A 16,838-nucleotide genomic window follows, 5' to 3' on the forward strand; every position below is an offset into this window, starting at 1 on the left:
TATGACACTTGATATGACGAAGGGAAACCCGTTTCCGATCATCTTAAAATTTATGATTCCGCTGTTTATCGGCAATGTCTTCCAGCAGCTCTACAACATGGCAGACACCATCATCGTCGGGCGCTTCGTCGGTGCTGATGCGCTCGCTGCGGTCGGTGCCACCGGCACCATCATGTTTCTCGTGCTCGGCTTCTCGCAGGGCCTCTGCACCGGCTTTACCGTCCCGACCTCTCAGGTCTATGGTGCAAAGGACTACGCACGCGTGAAGCGCAGTGTTGCGAACGGCATCCTTCTCGCCGCGATCGTCATCATCGTGATGACCACGCTTTCCGTATCCACGATGCAGACACTGCTCCGACTCATGAATACACCGGCTAACATCTTCGAGGATGCCCACACCTACATCAGCATCATCTGCATGGGCATCGTCGCAAGCGTCTACTACAATCTCTTCTCCGCCTTCCTGCAGGCCGTCGGAAACAGTAAAGTGCCGCTCTGCTTTCTGGTGTTCAGTGCCTGCCTCAATGTCGTGCTGGATCTTTTCTTTATCATCGTCCTGAAGCTCGGTGTCGCGGGTGCCGCACTCGCCACAGATCTCTCCCAGGGCATCTCCGCCACCCTCTGTCTCTTCTATATCTATAAGAAAGAGAAGGTGCTCTGGCCGGAGCATCACGACTGGCGCATCAACGCCGGTGTCTACCTCGTGGTGATCCGGAAGGTACGGAAGGAACTCGCCGCATCATAAAACCAAATACCGATACCGAAAGGGAGCTTCGCACCGCCAGGTGTAAGCTCCCCTTTTTTCGTCCGAATCGTGCATGATGCAACAAGTCGTCCCGTCATCTGTTTTCAGCGTGGAATCCCCTGTACTTTTTAAGGCGTTCAGACTTCTGGTCGGTACAGTAAAAGTAATGGCTGTGACGTCCGAAGATGCCACAGCCATATATGAAAACTCTCCCCTCTCCGACTCAGCGCCGGAGCTATCGTAAACTGTCGCAGAGGCCGATGCTTCGGCCTGTCACGCAGTCATGCGAACATAAATGGTGCTCAGTCCAGCATGAAGAACTGTGCCAGACTGCTTTTCAGTGATACGATCATGCTGTCATCGGCGGCACACTGTCCGCTCGGAATCGGATCATACTGCCGGATATACTCTGATTTTCCGGTTTTCTCGAAGATGATCGTGTTTGTCTGATCCGGAAGGACCATGCCGTACTTCTGGACCGCATCCCTGTAAATCTGATCCGGGTTCACCGCGTCGTTGATCTTCGCCTGAAGATCTGCGTTCTGCACCCGCAGCTGCTCGAGCTGAGTACGCTTCTGCTCGATCGTCGAGAGACGCGTGGAAACCAACGTATCGAGGTGTACACATTGGTAGCAGGTCAGGAAAATGAAAATAATCGAACAGGTCAGTAACAGACGACAGGCACCATCGAGCACACGCTCCGGAATCAGCCGGAAAAGCGGGGCGATGATGCTTTTATCTTCCTGGTACTCCAGCCGAAGCTGTCCGTCGTACCGGTCCCGATAGAGATGAATCTGATTCCGTCTTCCGCGTTCCTCTACGACCAGAGTCTCACGTACCAGCGGACGTCTCTCCGAAACATCGGCACGAACTGTATTCCCATCCACATACGTTCGTCCCATACTACACTGCTTTCCTTACATGATTCTGACATCTGCGAAATCACGTTCAGACGCAGATATCAGTTTTTACACATTTTTTCAATACTTCACGCACCTGTTAATTACCCAAAAGTAATTATTCAGCAATCATTATACATCAGATCGTAAGAATTCATACGGTTTCTTGATATTTCCGTGGATAATTTTTTTAAATGGATGATATAATTCTTTCTAGAGACTTCCCGAAAACCGGGCTTGACAGGAGGATACTATGAATGACCGAATACCGATCGTGCTGAAAGCAGATGGCGACTGCGCCTATGCAGAGGCACTGGCCGCGCATCTGAAGACAGCACTGCTGCATACGACGCCGGATGCACCGGTCTGGCTCTCTGTGAACGCAGCCGGCCTTTCGCTCACAGATGGCGATCAGGCGATGCGTGGCGACTTCACGAAGCTGCAGAAGCGCCTCCAGTACCATAATCTGACGCATGAGCTCCTCGTGAAGGCGACGAAGGTGAAGGGTCGTGAGAATCTGCGTGTGATCGATGCGACCGCAGGCATGGGTGAGGATTCGCTGCTGCTTGCAGCGGCCGGCTGTGAGGTCACGCTTTACGAGCAGGATCCGGTCATCGCCGCACTCCTGCAGGACACGATGCGACGCGCACTCGAGGAAGCGACGCTTCACGAAATCGTCATGCGCATGCAGCTCGTCGAGGGCGACAGCATTGACCATCTCCGGAGGCTTGGAGAAGCAGGCACGGGTTCGGATGCACCAGAGGACGATGCTGGACACGCCTGTCCGGCTCTAACAGCGTCGGCTGCCACGGGGAACGGCGCTGATGCCTCGACAAGCGGTGCAGAAGTCACAACGAACGACGCAGCTGCCACGACGAACAGCGCAGATGAAGCGCTGAAGCGCCTGGATGTCATCTACCTCGATCCGATGTTCCCGGAACGGCAGAAAAGCGGCCTCGTAAAAAAGAAGTTCCAGCTCATCCACTACCTCGAGGCACCAGCGGAGAACGAAGAGGCGCTGATGCAGGCCGCCATCGCCGCGCACCCATTTAAAATCGTCGTGAAGCGCCCCGCGAAGGGCCCGTACCTCGCCGGCCTGAAGCCATCCTACTCGCTCGATGGAAAGGCCATCCGCTATGACTGCTATGTCTTTCCGGAAAACGTATAGTTAAAGAGGCTGTCGTAACAGAGACAGCCTCTTTACATTATCGATCTGATCACCAAAAAAGCCCTCCTGATTTCTCAGGAGGGCTTTCAGTCGAGCGCGAGACGGGGATCGAACCCGCGATCTTCGCCTTGGCAAGGCGACGTAGTACCACTCTACTACTCGCGCAATATGCGTTTATCCGTTTGACCGGATAAATCGGTTTGTCTGGATGATGTTTCTCAATCGCTCCATAGAGCGCGAGACGGGGATCGAACCCGCGATCTTCGCCTTGGCAAGGCGACGTAGTACCACTCTACTACTCGCGCATTTTTAATGTCCCAACCGACTTTCATTTCTGTGAAGGTGGGTGCATTATACAAAAGATCATCAGTGTCGGTGTGAATGTTATCGCCGTCTTAATCATCTTGAGTGCCCAGAACCGGAATCGAACCAGTGACACGAGGATTTTCAGTCCTCTGCTCTACCAACTGAGCTATCTGGGCATCGAGCGGGTGATGAGAATCGAACTCACATGTTCAGCTTGGAAGGCTGACATTCTACCATTGAACTACACCCGCAAGTGACTTCGTGTGTCGCCTTATCGGTGACGCGAGTGTTATAATACTCTACTCCGAAAGCTTTGTCAACACTTTTTCAAAAAAAGTTTTTTGGGTGCCGCTATGGGCGTAGCAGTTCAGACCGGGGCCCGTAGGTTCAGCACCAGAAGCACAGTATGCCTGGCTTCTGGTGCCTTTCCCCCTGAGGTTTCCGTCTGTTTTACATATCCGGATCAGCCTTCGGCGTCTTCTTCGCGTAGTAGATTTTTCCGGTGTGTGCCCACATCTGGGATACGAGGATGCCGTCCTCGCTGTGACGCTTCGTGATACCGACGTTGTAGCCCATGTCGTCGGTGCGGAGGAGACGGCGGATCTCGACGTCATCCTCGATTCCGGTCACCCAGGCCGGGATGTTCAGGGTGATCTCCTCTTCGCCGCAGTTCACAGCCATGATGGCGACCTCATCCTCATACTGTCTCGCATAGACCACATAGTTATGGCCAGCCATCAGCTTCATGAGGGCGCCTCTCTTCAGCACCGCATTACGCTTATGCATACCGCCGAGGTAATTATGGAACTCGATCAGCTCAAGGTCCTCGTGGCCCCACGGATACGGACGGCGGCAGTCCGGCTCGGTCCAGCCGGTCATGCCAGCTTCGTCGCCGTAATAGAGGGTCGGTGCGCCCGGCCAGGTCATCTGCATCATCGCCCCCAGACGGTAGAGTGCCTGCGAAACGCCGGCATCTGCAGCGGCTGAGCCACTCGTACCGATGCGGCCGACCGTCTGATTCGTGCGCGTCATGAAGCGGCTGTGGTCATGATTCGAGAGCTGGTTCATCGAGCAGAGAATCGAGTTCTCCGGCATGCGGGACATATGGTAGAGGATCGCGTTGAAGAACATCTCACCGTCACCGCGCATCGCCTCGTTTTTCGCGTCGGAGTGCTTCTCCATGCCGGTCAGGAACCAGGTCACCGGCTCCATGAAGGCATCGTAGTTCATGATGGTGTCCCACTCATCACCCTGGAGCCAGCTGAACGGGTCGCCGTAGTGCTCGGCGAGGATGATGGCGTTCGGATTCGCTTCCTTCACCACCATGCGGAACCTCTTCCAGAACATATGGTTGTAGGTCGCGGAGTGTCCGAGATCGGCGGCGACATCGAGACGCCAGCCATCGACGTTATACGGTGCGCTCACCCACTTGCGTCCGATCTCGAGGATTGCTTCCGCGAGATCACGGGAGCCCTCGTAGTTCAGCTTCGGGAGGGTATCATTGCCCCACCACTTCTCGTAGCTGTTGTTGTTCGGCCAGGCCTCGTCACGGTTGTCACTGAACGCAAAATAATCGTGGTACGGGCTGTCCTTGCGCTGGTACGCACCCGCGGCATAAGCATTGGCCCGATCCTTATAGTTATAGAAGCCGGAACGGTTCATCCACTTGTGGAAGGAGCCGCAGTGGTTGAACACACCGTCGATGATGACGCGCATGCCGCGGGCATGGCAGGCCTCGACGAACTCGACGAAGAGCCGGTCGCTGGCGTCCAGGTTTTCACGGCTCGTGGTGCGGATCGAGTAGCGGGTCGCGCGGGCATTGTCATCCTCCCAGTCCTCGACGAGGGTGCCGCCGTCCTTCACGATCTTGCCGATATGCGGATCGATGTGGTCGTAGTCCTGCGCGTCGTACTTGTGGTTCGACGGGGACACGAAAAGCGGATTGAAGTAGATGACGCTGACGCCGAGGCGCTGGATATAGTCGAGCTTCGAGCGCACGCCGGCGAGATCACCACCGTAAAACCGGTGCACGTCAAACGCCTCGACCGGGGCGTTCCAGTCCGCTACACCACGCGCTGCTCTGCCGAGGTAGATGTACTCGTTGTCGACGACGTTATTCGTCGGGTCGCCATCACAGAAGCGATCGATGAAGATCTGGTACATGATGGCGCCCTTCGCCCAGTCCGGGATATGGAAGCCCGGCATCAGACGGTACGAGAGCTCACGGTTCATGTCGTCGCAGACGCCGAGACGGTTGAAATGCAGTCGCTCCGGGCCCTTCTGGATGAAAAAGCTGTAGCTCTGGGTGGCCTGACCGACCATGACCTTATGCTCATAATAGTCGAAGCGTGCATCACGCTCGACGAGCTGCATCTTCGTGCTGCTGTTGGCTTCGTGGAAAAAGATATAGACGGCATCCACGTCCTGCCGTGCTGTCCGAAATCGGAGCGTAACGGTATCTCCAGGATTCGGCTCCTCCGGGATGCGGTAGCTGGCCGTCCCCGAGGTGTACAGTGCCGCCTGGTTAATCGTACTCTGGTTCATTTACTTTCTTACTTCCCTACTGACATATTCTCTGTACCCGGCCGCGCATCCGGCCAGGCGCTCTATCTCTCTCCTGTGTCTGATCGATCCCCGGCGAACATTCCCTTCGCCAGGTCGTCGGCACAGCGAAAACAGCCTGGCAGACGCCAGGCTCTCCGAAACTGAATTTACTGATCGAACTCGACCACCCCGATGAACGGGAGATTGCGGTAGCGCTGGTCATAGTCGAGACCATAGCCGACCACGAATTCGTCCGGAATCTCGAAGCAGGAGTACTTCACCGGTACTTCCTTCTCGCGACGGGACGGCTTGTTCAGCAGCGTGCAGATCTCGATGGACAGTGGCTTCCGGTCGAGGAGCATCTTGCTCAGATGGTTCAGCGTGTGTCCGGTGTCGATGATGTCCTCGACGATCATGACATGCTTGCCCTCGAGCGGCTCATCGAGATCCTTCACGATCTTCACGATACCGCTGGAGGTCGTGCCGCCGCCATAGCTGGAGACGGACATGAAGTCGAAGGATACATCCACGTCATGGATGCGCTTCGCGAGCTCGCACATGAACATCGCGCCGCCCTTCAGGATACAGATGAGGTGGAGGGACTCGCCCTTATACGCCTCTGAAATCTGATCCGCAATTTCTGTGATACGTGCTTCGATCTGATCCTCCGGGATCAGGACTCTGACATGCTCAGCCATGATTTTTTCTCCTTTTCACACTGATAACCTCTCGATTCTCCTGTAGAATCAAGGTTTTTTTACGATACTCTGCGCTCATCCGGTACGGAAGGTCGAGATGCGCGCCGCCCGGCCCGAAAATCAGGCGGTCGATGTCCCGGTAATGCACGGCGCTCCAGTCCTTCTGGGGCGTTCCGATCCGGCGGAGCAGCTCGCTGTAGACGTACTGCCGCACGAGCTCCGGGTACTCCCTCAGCGCGGTCACGGGCAATGCAATCGACCGTAAAATCGTCGCCTCGTCCGGGGCTTCTGCTGCGCCCTCCGCGCTTTTTTCTGCCAATGCAGGCGGCCTCGAGGTCGTACCTCGGGTCGAGGCACCTGGCTCCGGTAACGTTACCGGTGCATCCTGGAACACAGCCGTCTGTGGGCGGGTATGTGCATCTCGGTCGATTGCATTGGCCGAATCCGGGGCGACCGTCAGCGTCGCGTGCGCGTCCACGTACTGAAGAGCGAGCGCATGAAAGAACGCATCCGCTTCACGAAGGAGCGCTGCGCTGTGTGCGATGTGGGCGCTCGCCTCCGGGTTGATCTCGCGAAGCTCCGGCAGCACCGTGCTGCGGATACGATTCCGGGTGTAGTGCGGATCCGCGTTCGTCGAATCCGTCACGTACGGTATATCATACTGTTTAAGCCACTTCAGTATATCTTCTCTTTTTATGGAAAGCAATGGCCGGATCACGTGATTTCGCCGATTCTCCATGCCCGCGAGGCCGCGAAGCCCTGCGCCGCGCACGAGATTATGGAGGACGGTCTCCGCCTGATCATCGAGATGATGCGCCACCGCAATCCAGGCGGCAGGAGCAGACGGGGCTGGGAGGCCTTTCATCGACCGAGCATCCGGAAGACGCGACGGGGAGCCGGCGGTAAATGCCGGGGAGTCTGATGTTCTGGCGGAATCCGGCACCGGGGAGTCCGACGTTCGGTCGATTGCAGCTGCCGGGGCGTTTGACGTTCCGGCGGACGAAGCTACAGGGGAGTTTAACATCCGGTCGGCCGCCAGAGTCTGCCCCAGCTGCTGCCGTGCGGCCTCGAGGGCCTCGTAACGGAGGATGCGCGCGGCCTCCTCCAGGCTGAGCCCATGCTGCGCCGCGTACGCCGGAGCCGCGACATGCACGGCCTGGAACGGGATGTCGAGCTTCGCGCAGAGCTTCTCCGAAAACGCCTCGTCGCGGTCCGCCTCCGCTCCACGGATGCCGTGATGGACATGCACCGCCCGCAGCGTAAAGCCCATCCGGGCCTGCAACGTGTGCAGCGCATACAGCAGGAAGACCGAATCAGGGCCACCTGAAAGGCCGACCACGACGCCGTCGCCCGGACGGATCAGCTGATTCGCCTCGATATATCGTTTGATTTCCAGCATAAGCGCATCCATGCGAAGCTCCTCTCAAAAACAAAGGTGGAGAAACCTGCGTCTCTCCACCTCATTTTACTAAGTTCTCTCTTACTTTTCATCCGGTTTGATGATGATTTCGTCCGGCAGCTTCAGTCCGAAGATCTCGCGGGCCTTTTCCATCGTGAATTCCTTCGTTTTTACGTAGACCTTTTTCTCTTCCAGCTCCTTACCGTGCTGCTCTTCATCGGCGATAGCAGCATCCAGGCTTTCTTCCTGGGCCTGGTAATCCCGCTCCTGCTGCCGAAGCGTCTTGCCCCGGATGTTGATGGCGATCGCAAGGAACAGCACCACGATCGTGATGCCGATGATCGCCAGACGGTTGCTGGATAGATTTTTACGCGGACGCTGTCTTCGTTTCATAGATACTTAAAAAGGTCTCCTGCCTCTTCCTTATGTACAGTTTCCTGTACCGCCAGAACCTCTGCCCGGACGGATTTCTCACCGAAGCGGATCTCGATGACGTCCCCCACCTTCACATCGTAGGATGCGCGCTGCGGACGGTCGTTCACGAGTACTCGGCCTGCGTCGCAGGCTTCGTTGGCCACCGTACGACGCTTGATGAGTCTCGATACTTTCAGGTATTTGTCTAGTCTCATGATATCCCTAAGTTTATGGGGTCTGACCCCATTAAATTTTTCTAAACAGAATCTAAAGTAGTAGTTTATGGGGTCAGACCCCCTTACGAAATTCTTAAGGTAATGGTCGGTTTCACGAGGAGATATCCCCGCATGGCTCCGATCAAGAAAAAAGAGACGGCCATGTAAGGCCGCCTCCGGATTTTATCCGATTCGTGATTAACCGTTGATCTTATCCTTGAGGGCCTTACCAGCCTTGAATCTCGGAGCCTTGGAAGCCTCGATGTTCATGGTAGCACCAGTTCTCGGGTTTCTGCCCTCGCGCGCTGCTCTCTCAGCGACATCGAAGGTACCGAAGCCGATCAGCTGAACCTTATCGTTCTCAGCGAGTGCATCAGCGATGGTATCAAATACGGCCTTTACAGCTGCATCTGCATCCTTCTTGGAAAGGTCTGCGCTCTTTGCAACGGCTGCTACTAATTCAACTCTATTCATTTTGTTTTCCTCCACGTGATTAAAGGCAGATTTCTAAAAAAGCCCATAATCTCCATATTTAAAAATTGACATAAAAAGTATAATCTCTGCGCCTCTGCATGTCAATAAAGAAACGGCTTCCGAGGGGTCAGACTCCCGCGTGGATTTTTCGACCACCTTAAGAATTTCGTAAGGGGGTCTGACCCCATAAACTTTACAGCTGCAGGCGCCGGAGGATCTTTTCGGCGTCGTCCATGGTTTCGAGCAGGGTCCAGGCTTTTTCGCGGGTGCTCTGTCGGAAGACGAGCGTCGCCTGCCGGCCGCTCAGGAAGCGGAGGCGGCCCTGCTGCTCGCGGACGAGGACCGGGATCTCCTCGACGCGGATCCGGGCCTTCGGATCGAGCTGGATCTTCCAGCTGCCCTTCCGGATGTCCACCTCGGTGGCGTAGCTTCGGTGCGCCTCCGCACGGAGGAGCGCGATGCGGAGCAGGTTCGCACATGGCTTCGGGATCTCGCCGAAGCGGTCGATGAGCTCATCCTGCATCTCACTGTAGTCCTCCTCTGTCTCGATGGAGGAGATCCGCTTGTAGACGTCGAGCTTCTGCGACTCGTTCGGGATATAGGTATCCGGGATGAATGCGTCGATATCGCAGTCGATCTGGGTATCGAAGCTCGGCTGCTCCTCCAGCTCGCCCTTCTCCTCCTTCACGGCGGTGTTCAGCAGCTTACAGTACAGATCGTAGCCGACGGCCTCCATGTGGCCATGCTGCTCTGCGCCCAGGACATTGCCCGCACCGCGGATCTCGAGGTCACGCATCGCGATCCGGATGCCCGAGCCGAGCTGGGTGAACTCGCGGATCGCCTTCAGGCGCTTCTCAGACTCCTCCGTCAGCATCTTACCGCGGCGGTACATGAGGAACGCGTACGCCGTCCGGTTCGAGCGTCCGACACGTCCGCGAATCTGATACAGCTGACTCAGGCCCATCCGGTCCGCGTCCTGGATGATCATCGTGTTCGCATTCGGGATGTCGAGGCCGGTTTCGATGATCGTCGTCGACACCAGCACATTGACCTCGCCGTTGATGAAGCGCAACATGATATCCTCGAGCTGCGTCTCCGACATCTGGCCATGCGCATACGCGATGCGCGCCTCCGGGCAGAGCTTCTGCACATGCCCCGCGACGTCTGCGATGTTATTGACCCGGTTGTAGACATAGTACACCTGGCCGTTTCGCGCAAGCTCGCGGTTGATCGCCTCGCGCACGAGCTCGTCGTTGTACTCCATGACATAGGTCTGGATCGGCACACGGTCGATCGGCGGCTCCTCGAGCACCGACATGTCACGGATGCCGACCAGCGACATGTGCAGCGTCCGCGGGATCGGCGTCGCCGTCAGCGTCAGCACGTCGACGTTTTTCTTCAAATTCTTGATGCGCTCCTTATGCGTCACGCCGAAGCGCTGCTCCTCGTCGACGATCAGAAGGCCGAGGTTCCGGAACTCGACGTCCTTACTGAGCAGACGGTGGGTGCCAATGACGACATCGACACGACCGGCCTTCAGGTCGTCGAGGGACTTTCGGATCTGCTGCGGTGTCCGGAAGCGGCACAGCAGCGCGATGTTCACCGGGAAGCCCTTCATACGCTCGACGAAGGTGTTGTAGATCTGCTGCGCGAGGATGGTGGTCGGCACGAGGTAGGCCACCTGCTTACTGTCCTGCACGGCCTTGAAGGCGGCGCGCAGTGCGACCTCGGTCTTACCGTAGCCGACGTCACCGCAGATCAGGCGGTCCATGATCTTATGGCTCTCCATGTCGTGCTTCACCGCTTCGATGGCGAGGTCCTGGTCGACCGTCTCCTCGTACGGGAACATCTCCTCGAACTCCTTCTGCCAGACGGTATCCGGCCCGAACTGGTAGCCGGACTCCGACTGCCGCGCCGCATAGAGCTTTACGAGGTCACGTGCGATCTCCTTTACAGCATGCTGCACACGTGAGCGGGTTTTCGTCCACTCCGTGCCACCGAGCTTATTCAGCTTCGGCTTCGTCGCCTCCGCACCCGCGTACTTCTGGATACCCTCGAGCCGGGTCGCCGGCAGGTAGAGATTACCGCCGTCGCCGTACTCGACCTTGATGTAGTCCTTCGTCACGCCCTGGCTCTCGATGCGCTCGATGCCGCGGTAGATGCCGATGCCGTGGTCCTCATGCACCACGTAATCGCCGACACTCAGCTCGCTCAGCTTCACGATGTGCTGACCGTCGAGCTTCTTCTGCTTCCGCTTCTTCTGAACTGCGTTCGTGTTGCCGAACATGTCGCCCTCGGTGAGCAGCACGAAGCGCTCCGCCGGGAACTGGTAGCCCGTGTTCAGCACACCGAACATGACCATGATGGCTCCGCGCGTCTCCGCCTCATGTGCCGCACGGATCTCCCGTCCGGCCACATCGAGGATCTGCGCCGACAGGCTGCTGCCCTGACCGCTTCTCATGTTGGCCGCCTTACCCGAGGCCAATGCTGTCGTGCTCTGCTTTGTACCTGCGCTCGACGCATTCGCTCCCGCCAGCTTGCCGGTGCCGGCTGCGCCATCTGCTGACGCGCCGCCTGCATTGGCCTCCGGCACATCCGGGCAGTAGGCCCGCAGATCGTAGTCACGGAGGTTCTGTGCGAGACGCGACGCACGGGTCCGGGACGGGCTCAGCAGCACGATCTGGTACTGCTCGCTCTGCCAGCGCTGAAGATCCTTCAGCAGCATCTCGAAGCCGGACTTACTGTACGGCGTCACCTCGGCCGTCTCGAAGTGGAAGCACTGCTTTGTCTTCAGCGCGCTCAGGTTCGTGCCGAGGGCACTGAAGGCGATCGTCCGTGGCGTGTCGAGCCGCTCCATGATCTGGTCGATGCCGTAGATCAGCTTGTCCGAATCGCGCTCGTCCTTCTCTGCGAGGCCCTGCGCCTCGAGGGTCGCCGCCAGCTTCGCGTGGTGCTGCATCTCCTCCACCCGCGCCTCGAAGCTCTCGCGGAACTCGGTTTCGACCGCCGTGCCCCGCTCCCGGAGACGATCCGGCTCATCAAGGAAGAGCAGGGTACGCTCATCGAAATAATCGAGGAGACTCACCTCCTGCTTCTCACCGGCCGCGCTGTCCGCACGATCGGACGCCGGGTAGATCTCCACACTGTCCAGGGTGTCGATCGAGCGCTGCGTCTCCGCGTCGAAGGTCCGAATGCCGTCGACCTCCGTGTCCCAGAACTCGATGCGGACCGGATTCTCCGAGGTGAACGGGTAGACATCGACGATCCCGCCGCGGATCGAGTACTCACCCATCGCGTCGACCTCAACCACACGCTCGTAACCGAGGCGCGACAGCTCCGTGGAGAGTGCCTCCATCTCCATCGTCATCCCCGGCTCGACCGTCAGCACGGACTCCGAGAAATTCTCCCGTCCGAGCACCCGGTCCATGAGTGCGTCAATGCTGGCGACCACGACGCCGCCGTCGTCCTCCATGATGTGCTTCAGCACCTCGACCCGCTGCCGGGTGATGAGCGTACCCTGGGTATCCGCCTGATAGAAGAGAAAATCCTTCGCCGGGTAGTACCAGGCCTGCTCCGAAAAGGCATGAATGTCGCGCACGAAGCGCTTACCCGTCGCCTCGTCCTTCACGACCAGCAGCTTCCACGGAGGCCGATCGTTGCCGCCCTTCGTCGCCGGTGCTGTCTTCCTGGCGTCGAGGGCTTCCGGTGTCGATGCGGCCCGGGTCGCCCGTGCGCTCGTTTTCCGGGTGTTCTGGAGCGACACCAGGAGCTGTGCCTTCACCGGATCCACGGTTCCGGTCACTGCAAGCGGACCCACACCCGCGGTGAGGGCCTGCTGCAGCGCCTGATAGCTTTCGGTTTTCAGAAATGGGTTGATCATCATACTTCCTCTACTGAGCACATGGAGTGCAGGCATCCGGGACAGCCTGCCCGTCGGAAAACGCAGCGTGCACAGGGCAGCACTGCGTCGTCGGTATCATCGGCGCGCCGGCTTATGCCTGCGCGCAGTTCATCGGATTATAGTGATTCATCGCGTGTTCCACGCCCTGGTTCACGATGTCAAGGATGGCGTCCGCCACCGCGTCGTAGGTATCCGCCATCACCGCTGCGTCGTTCCGATCGAACTTCGCGAGCACATGATCCGCAAGGTCCATGTACTCCGGCTTCTGACCGACACCGACCCGCACCCGCGGGAACTGATCCGTGCCGAGGCACTGGATGATGGACTTGAGGCCATTGTGACCACCCGCCGAGCCACCCTTCCGGATCCGCATGCGACCGACAGCGAGGTTGATGTCATCCGACACCACGATGACCTGCTCCGCCGGAATCTTATAGAAGTTCGCGAGCGGCGCGATGCAGTTGCCCGACAGGTTCATGTAGGTCAGCGGCTTCACGATGATGAGCTGCTCCGGCCCCGCCGGCGTCATCACCCGTGCCTTCGTATAGACACCCTGAAACTTCGTCTCGTTCAGCTTCAGCCCGCCCAGCTTCTCGCAGAGCGCCTCCACCGCCGCGAAACCCGTATTATGACGTGTACCGATATATTTCTTCTCCGGATTTCCCAGACCCGCAATCAGATACATAAAACTCCTCCATATAGCAGTCACCGTTCAGAGCGACTCTCCAGACGCTTGTCTGAATGGTAACGGTTGTTAACGATTATAAGCACAACAAAAGCAGCACCGAAGGATATCCTACTCTCCGTCCGGTCCCACCGTACACGCCATCATAACACAAATTAATATATTTCACATCATATAAGCGATTCCATGAATGGATATATTTAAAGAGACGGTAACAGTTCAGCCGGGGTGATTTTGTAAGGCGGATAATTTTTAAGGGATGTCCATACCGGGCACCTCTTCTCGTTTGCCTGCATGGGGCGGGGCCGATAAGTAAATAGATAAAGGCAATCGAATGGGGTGGGCAAACAAACAAAAAGAGACGCCTGCCGAAGTCCCTTATCAAAAAATGGCGCAGGGCTCTCGCCCTGCGCCATATACTATTGAAATCAATATCCTTCCGTCTCGGAAATCATCTCCGCCTGATACTTATCCAGGATGATCTCATGGATCGCTTCTCTGGTCGAAGATTTGATCGGATGTGCGATGTCTCTGTACTCACCATCCGCCGTCTTTCTGGACGGCATCGCGATGAAGAGACCCTTCTCACCCTCGATCACCTTGATATCGTGGATGACGAACTCATTATCGAAGGTGATGGAGACGATCGCCTTCATCTTGCCTTCCTTATCCACCTTGCGGATCCGTACATCTGTTATCTGCATGCTTCGATCCTCCTGTTACATCTGATACCGTGTATTTTTTTCTACGACGATCTTGATGTCGTCCGGCGTACCGATGTAGGTCGTGTTGGCACGAATCGTGTCGCGGCTCTCGACGATACAGTTCTCGATAACGGTATTATCGCCAATGTATACATCATTCAGGATGATCGAGTTCTTGATCACGCAGTTGTTTCCGACATAAACCTTACGGAACAGAACGGAATTCTCGACGGTACCGTTGATGATGCAGCCACTTGCGAGAATCGAGTGACGCACGTTACAGTCCGGGTTGTACTTCGCAGGAGGATTATCCTCGAGCTTCGTGTAGATACCCGGCAGCTCCTTGAAGAAGAACTCGCGGATGTCACGGTTCAGGAAATCCATGTTGGTCTTATAGTACGACTCGACGGACGCGATGTTTGCCCAGTAGGTGTCGATCTTATAACCATAGATGCGCTTTACGTTCTTATAGCGTACCAGGATATCACTGACGAAATCGGTACGATCCTCATCGTGTGCCTTCTCGAGGAGCTCGATCAGCTGACGACGACGGATGACGTAGATACCGCAGGAGATGGTGTTCGCGTCGGTCGCGATCGGTTTCTCCTCGAAGTCGACGATCCGGCCGTCCTCGTTCATCTTTACGCAGCCGAAGCGGGTAGCATCCGTGTTCGGCTCCATGGTCTTCACCACTACGGTGATATCTGCCTTCTTGTTGATGTGATGCTCGAGCACCTTTGCGTAGTCGAGCTTGTAGATGCCGTCGCCGGAAGCGATGATGACATATGGCTCATGAGACTGCTTCAGAAAATCGAGGTTCTGATACAGTGCGTCGGCGGTGCCACGGAACCAGTCGCTGTGCTCTGCGGTGATGGTCGGTGTATAAACATACAGACCACCCTGCTTACGACCGAAATCCCACCACTTCGAAGAGGAAAGGTGCTGGTTCAGAGATCTGGAGTTGTACTGTGTCAGTACAGCCACTCTCTGAACATGAGAGTTCGACATGTTGGAAAGAGCGAAGTCGATGGCACGGAAGGATCCGGCTACCGGCATCGCAGCGATCGCTCTCTTATTCGAAAGCTCCCGCATACGCTTGTTATTACCACCTGCTAAAATAATACCTATCGCTCTCATAATGTTCCGTCCTCCTTGATGATTGCTCCGCCGCTTGCGAGTAATCCGTCAGGATAATCCTCTGCTGTCGTTACACCATAGATTGCGGTGTTTCTTCCGACCTTTACATTGTCCGGAATCACAGAATTCTCGCCGATGGTGGCCAGCTCTGCGTTGTAAACTCTCTGATCATATACACTCGGCTCGAACTCACCGACACCGATCTCACAGTTCTGACCGATCTTTACGTTCTGTGCGATGACGCCCTTATCGATTCTGGTACCTGCGCCGATGGTTGCACCGGACATGACGACAGAATCGTTCACCACTGCACCGGACTCGATGGTGACACCCTCGCCGATGACAGAATTATGAACCTCACCATGGATCTCACAGCCCTCTGCGATGATGCAGCGCTCTACGTGAGAGTTCTGGGAAATAAACTGTGGTGACGGATTCTTCGTGTCGGTATAGATCTTCCAGTACTCCTCGTAGAGGTTGAACTCCGGAATGATCGATACGAGCTCCATGTTGGCCTGCCAGTAGGACTCGAGTGTTCCTACATCCTTCCAGTAGCCGTTAAACTCATACGCGAAGATGCGGCTGCCCTTATTGAAAAGATAAGGGATGATGTGCTTACCGAAGTCCTCACCTGGAACATCCTTGTTCGTGATCAGCGCTTCACGAAGCACCGGCCATGAGAAGATATAGATACCCATGGATGCAAGATTTGACTTCGGTACCTTCGGCTTCTCCTGGAAGTCGATGATACGGTTATTCTCATCGGTTACAGTGATACCGAAACGGCTCGCCTCCTCCATCGGAACAGGCATCGACGCAATCGTACAGTCGGCATTCATCGCCTTATGGTACTCGAGCATAACCTCATAATCCATCTTATAGATGTGGTCACCGGAAAGGATGAGTACATAATCCGGGCTATAATTATCGATATACTCGATGTTCTGGTAGATCGCGTTTGCTGTGCCTGAGAACCAGTCCGCACCGTTCTGCGACTCATACGGCTGCAGAATCGTTACGCCTCCTCTGTTACGATCCAGATCCCACGGAATACCGATTCCGATGTGGGCATTCAGACGTAAAGGCTTGTACTGCGTCAAAACGCCGACTGTATCTACACCTGAATTAATGCAGTTCGACAGTGGGAAGTCAATGATCGAGTACTTTCCACCGAAGGATACAGCAGGTTTTGCGACATTCTTTGTGAGTACGCCAAGGCGAGAGCCCTGGCCGCCAGCGAGCAGCATGGCGATCATTTCTTTTTTAATCACGTCATCACCTCATTAGTAATATAAGTAGTAGAAAAATATCTAGCTGTACATAGTATAGCACTCTACGTCCCGCATGTTAACTAAGAAAATGGTTATTTTGACAGTAGAATAACGAATTTTACATAGGTGTTTCGTAATAATTACACAATTTACCACAATTCAATATGGCATACTGGTTCACCAGACATAAATTTTCTTCTTTTAGAGCAGTTGTTTCGGCAAAAATATCCGGTACTTTGCATACCGCAGGCATAGCACTCGATACTATCTATCTGTGA

Annotated in this window: 14 protein-coding genes and 4 tRNA genes; 2 read left to right on the plus strand and 16 right to left on the minus strand. The window is 56.0% G+C overall.

Annotated elements, in window-relative coordinates:
• Nucleotide 1 precedes the first annotated feature (1 nt).
• Entirely contained in the window at nt 2-745 is a 744-nt protein-coding gene (locus ACTQ52_RS03480) for an MATE family efflux transporter (RefSeq protein WP_441227175.1), read from the plus strand.
• Between the two features lie 302 nt (nt 746-1,047).
• Here ACTQ52_RS03480 and ACTQ52_RS03485 read toward each other — a convergent pair whose 3' ends face one another.
• Nucleotides 1,048-1,647 (minus strand): hypothetical protein, encoded by a 600-nt coding sequence (locus ACTQ52_RS03485; protein ID WP_441227174.1) that lies wholly within the window; start codon nt 1,645-1,647, stop codon nt 1,048-1,050.
• A 250-nt stretch (nt 1,648-1,897) separates the two neighbouring features.
• On the opposite strand from ACTQ52_RS03485, the gene ACTQ52_RS03490 reads away from it, so the two are divergent.
• A complete protein-coding gene (locus ACTQ52_RS03490; RefSeq protein ID WP_441981823.1) occupies nt 1,898-2,812 on the plus strand; it encodes a class I SAM-dependent methyltransferase in 915 nt (304 codons plus the stop codon).
• A 93-nt stretch (nt 2,813-2,905) separates the two neighbouring features.
• Here the strand turns inward: ACTQ52_RS03490 and ACTQ52_RS03495 are convergent.
• The 15 genes from ACTQ52_RS03495 to ACTQ52_RS03565 all read right to left on the minus strand — a co-directional run bounded on the left by ACTQ52_RS03495 (nt 2,906) and on the right by ACTQ52_RS03565 (nt 16,560).
• Nucleotides 2,906-2,977: transfer RNA gene (locus ACTQ52_RS03495), tRNA-Gly, on the minus strand.
• Between the two features lie 68 nt (nt 2,978-3,045).
• Nucleotides 3,046-3,117 (minus strand) — tRNA-Gly (locus tag ACTQ52_RS03500).
• A gap of 104 nt (nt 3,118-3,221) precedes the next feature.
• Nucleotides 3,222-3,294, minus strand: a tRNA-Phe gene (locus ACTQ52_RS03505).
• Nucleotides 3,295-3,298: 4 nt separating this feature from the next.
• Nucleotides 3,299-3,369, minus strand: a tRNA-Gly gene (locus ACTQ52_RS03510).
• 199 nt (nt 3,370-3,568) lie between these two features.
• The gene (locus tag ACTQ52_RS03515; RefSeq protein ID WP_410043318.1) at nt 3,569-5,662 is read right to left on the minus strand and encodes a glycoside hydrolase family 13 protein; all 2,094 of its coding nucleotides are present in this window, start codon (nt 5,660-5,662) and stop codon (nt 3,569-3,571) included.
• 167 nt (nt 5,663-5,829) lie between these two features.
• Nucleotides 5,830-6,360: a hypoxanthine phosphoribosyltransferase gene (gene hpt / locus ACTQ52_RS03520; protein ID WP_410043319.1), complete on the minus strand. Its 531-nt coding sequence runs from the start codon at nt 6,358-6,360 to the stop codon at nt 5,830-5,832.
• On the minus strand, nt 6,353-7,771 hold the full coding sequence (gene tilS / locus ACTQ52_RS03525) for a tRNA lysidine(34) synthetase TilS (protein WP_441227172.1): 1,419 nt from the start codon (nt 7,769-7,771) through the stop codon (nt 6,353-6,355). The genes hpt and tilS overlap by 8 nt, the downstream gene beginning before the upstream one ends.
• A 69-nt stretch (nt 7,772-7,840) precedes the next feature.
• On the minus strand, nt 7,841-8,152 hold the full coding sequence (locus ACTQ52_RS03530) for a septum formation initiator (protein ID WP_410043321.1): 312 nt from the start codon (nt 8,150-8,152) through the stop codon (nt 7,841-7,843).
• Nucleotides 8,149-8,388, minus strand: a complete 240-nt coding sequence (locus ACTQ52_RS03535; protein WP_410043322.1) for an RNA-binding S4 domain-containing protein — start codon at nt 8,386-8,388, stop codon at nt 8,149-8,151. Before ACTQ52_RS03535 ends, ACTQ52_RS03530 begins: the two co-directional genes overlap by 4 nt.
• A 198-nt stretch (nt 8,389-8,586) precedes the next feature.
• Entirely contained in the window at nt 8,587-8,877 is a 291-nt protein-coding gene (locus ACTQ52_RS03540; protein ID WP_410043323.1) for an HU family DNA-binding protein, read from the minus strand.
• A gap of 178 nt (nt 8,878-9,055) precedes the next feature.
• Nucleotides 9,056-12,742, minus strand: a complete 3,687-nt coding sequence (gene mfd / locus ACTQ52_RS03545; RefSeq protein WP_441981855.1) for a transcription-repair coupling factor — start codon at nt 12,740-12,742, stop codon at nt 9,056-9,058.
• 112 nt (nt 12,743-12,854) lie between these two features.
• The gene (pth, locus tag ACTQ52_RS03550) at nt 12,855-13,448 is read right to left on the minus strand and encodes an aminoacyl-tRNA hydrolase (protein WP_410043325.1); all 594 of its coding nucleotides are present in this window, start codon (nt 13,446-13,448) and stop codon (nt 12,855-12,857) included.
• Between the two features lie 428 nt (nt 13,449-13,876).
• Nucleotides 13,877-14,152 (minus strand): septation regulator SpoVG, encoded by a 276-nt coding sequence (gene spoVG, locus ACTQ52_RS03555; RefSeq protein WP_410043326.1) that lies wholly within the window; start codon nt 14,150-14,152, stop codon nt 13,877-13,879.
• Nucleotides 14,153-14,167: 15 nt separating this feature from the next.
• Nucleotides 14,168-15,289 carry a glucose-1-phosphate adenylyltransferase subunit GlgD gene (glgD, locus tag ACTQ52_RS03560; RefSeq protein WP_410043327.1) on the minus strand — a complete coding sequence of 374 codons (1,122 nt, stop codon included), beginning with the start codon at nt 15,287-15,289 and terminating at the stop codon, nt 14,168-14,170.
• Nucleotides 15,286-16,560: a glucose-1-phosphate adenylyltransferase gene (locus tag ACTQ52_RS03565; protein ID WP_441981824.1), complete on the minus strand. Its 1,275-nt coding sequence runs from the start codon at nt 16,558-16,560 to the stop codon at nt 15,286-15,288. Before ACTQ52_RS03565 ends, glgD begins: the two co-directional genes overlap by 4 nt.
• Nucleotides 16,561-16,838 lie beyond the last annotated feature (278 nt).

Origin of the sequence: Oribacterium sp. Sow4_G1_1, assembly GCF_052116105.1 — a bacterium.
In the GTDB taxonomy this organism is placed as follows: Bacteria; Bacillota; Clostridia; order Lachnospirales; family Lachnospiraceae; genus Oribacterium.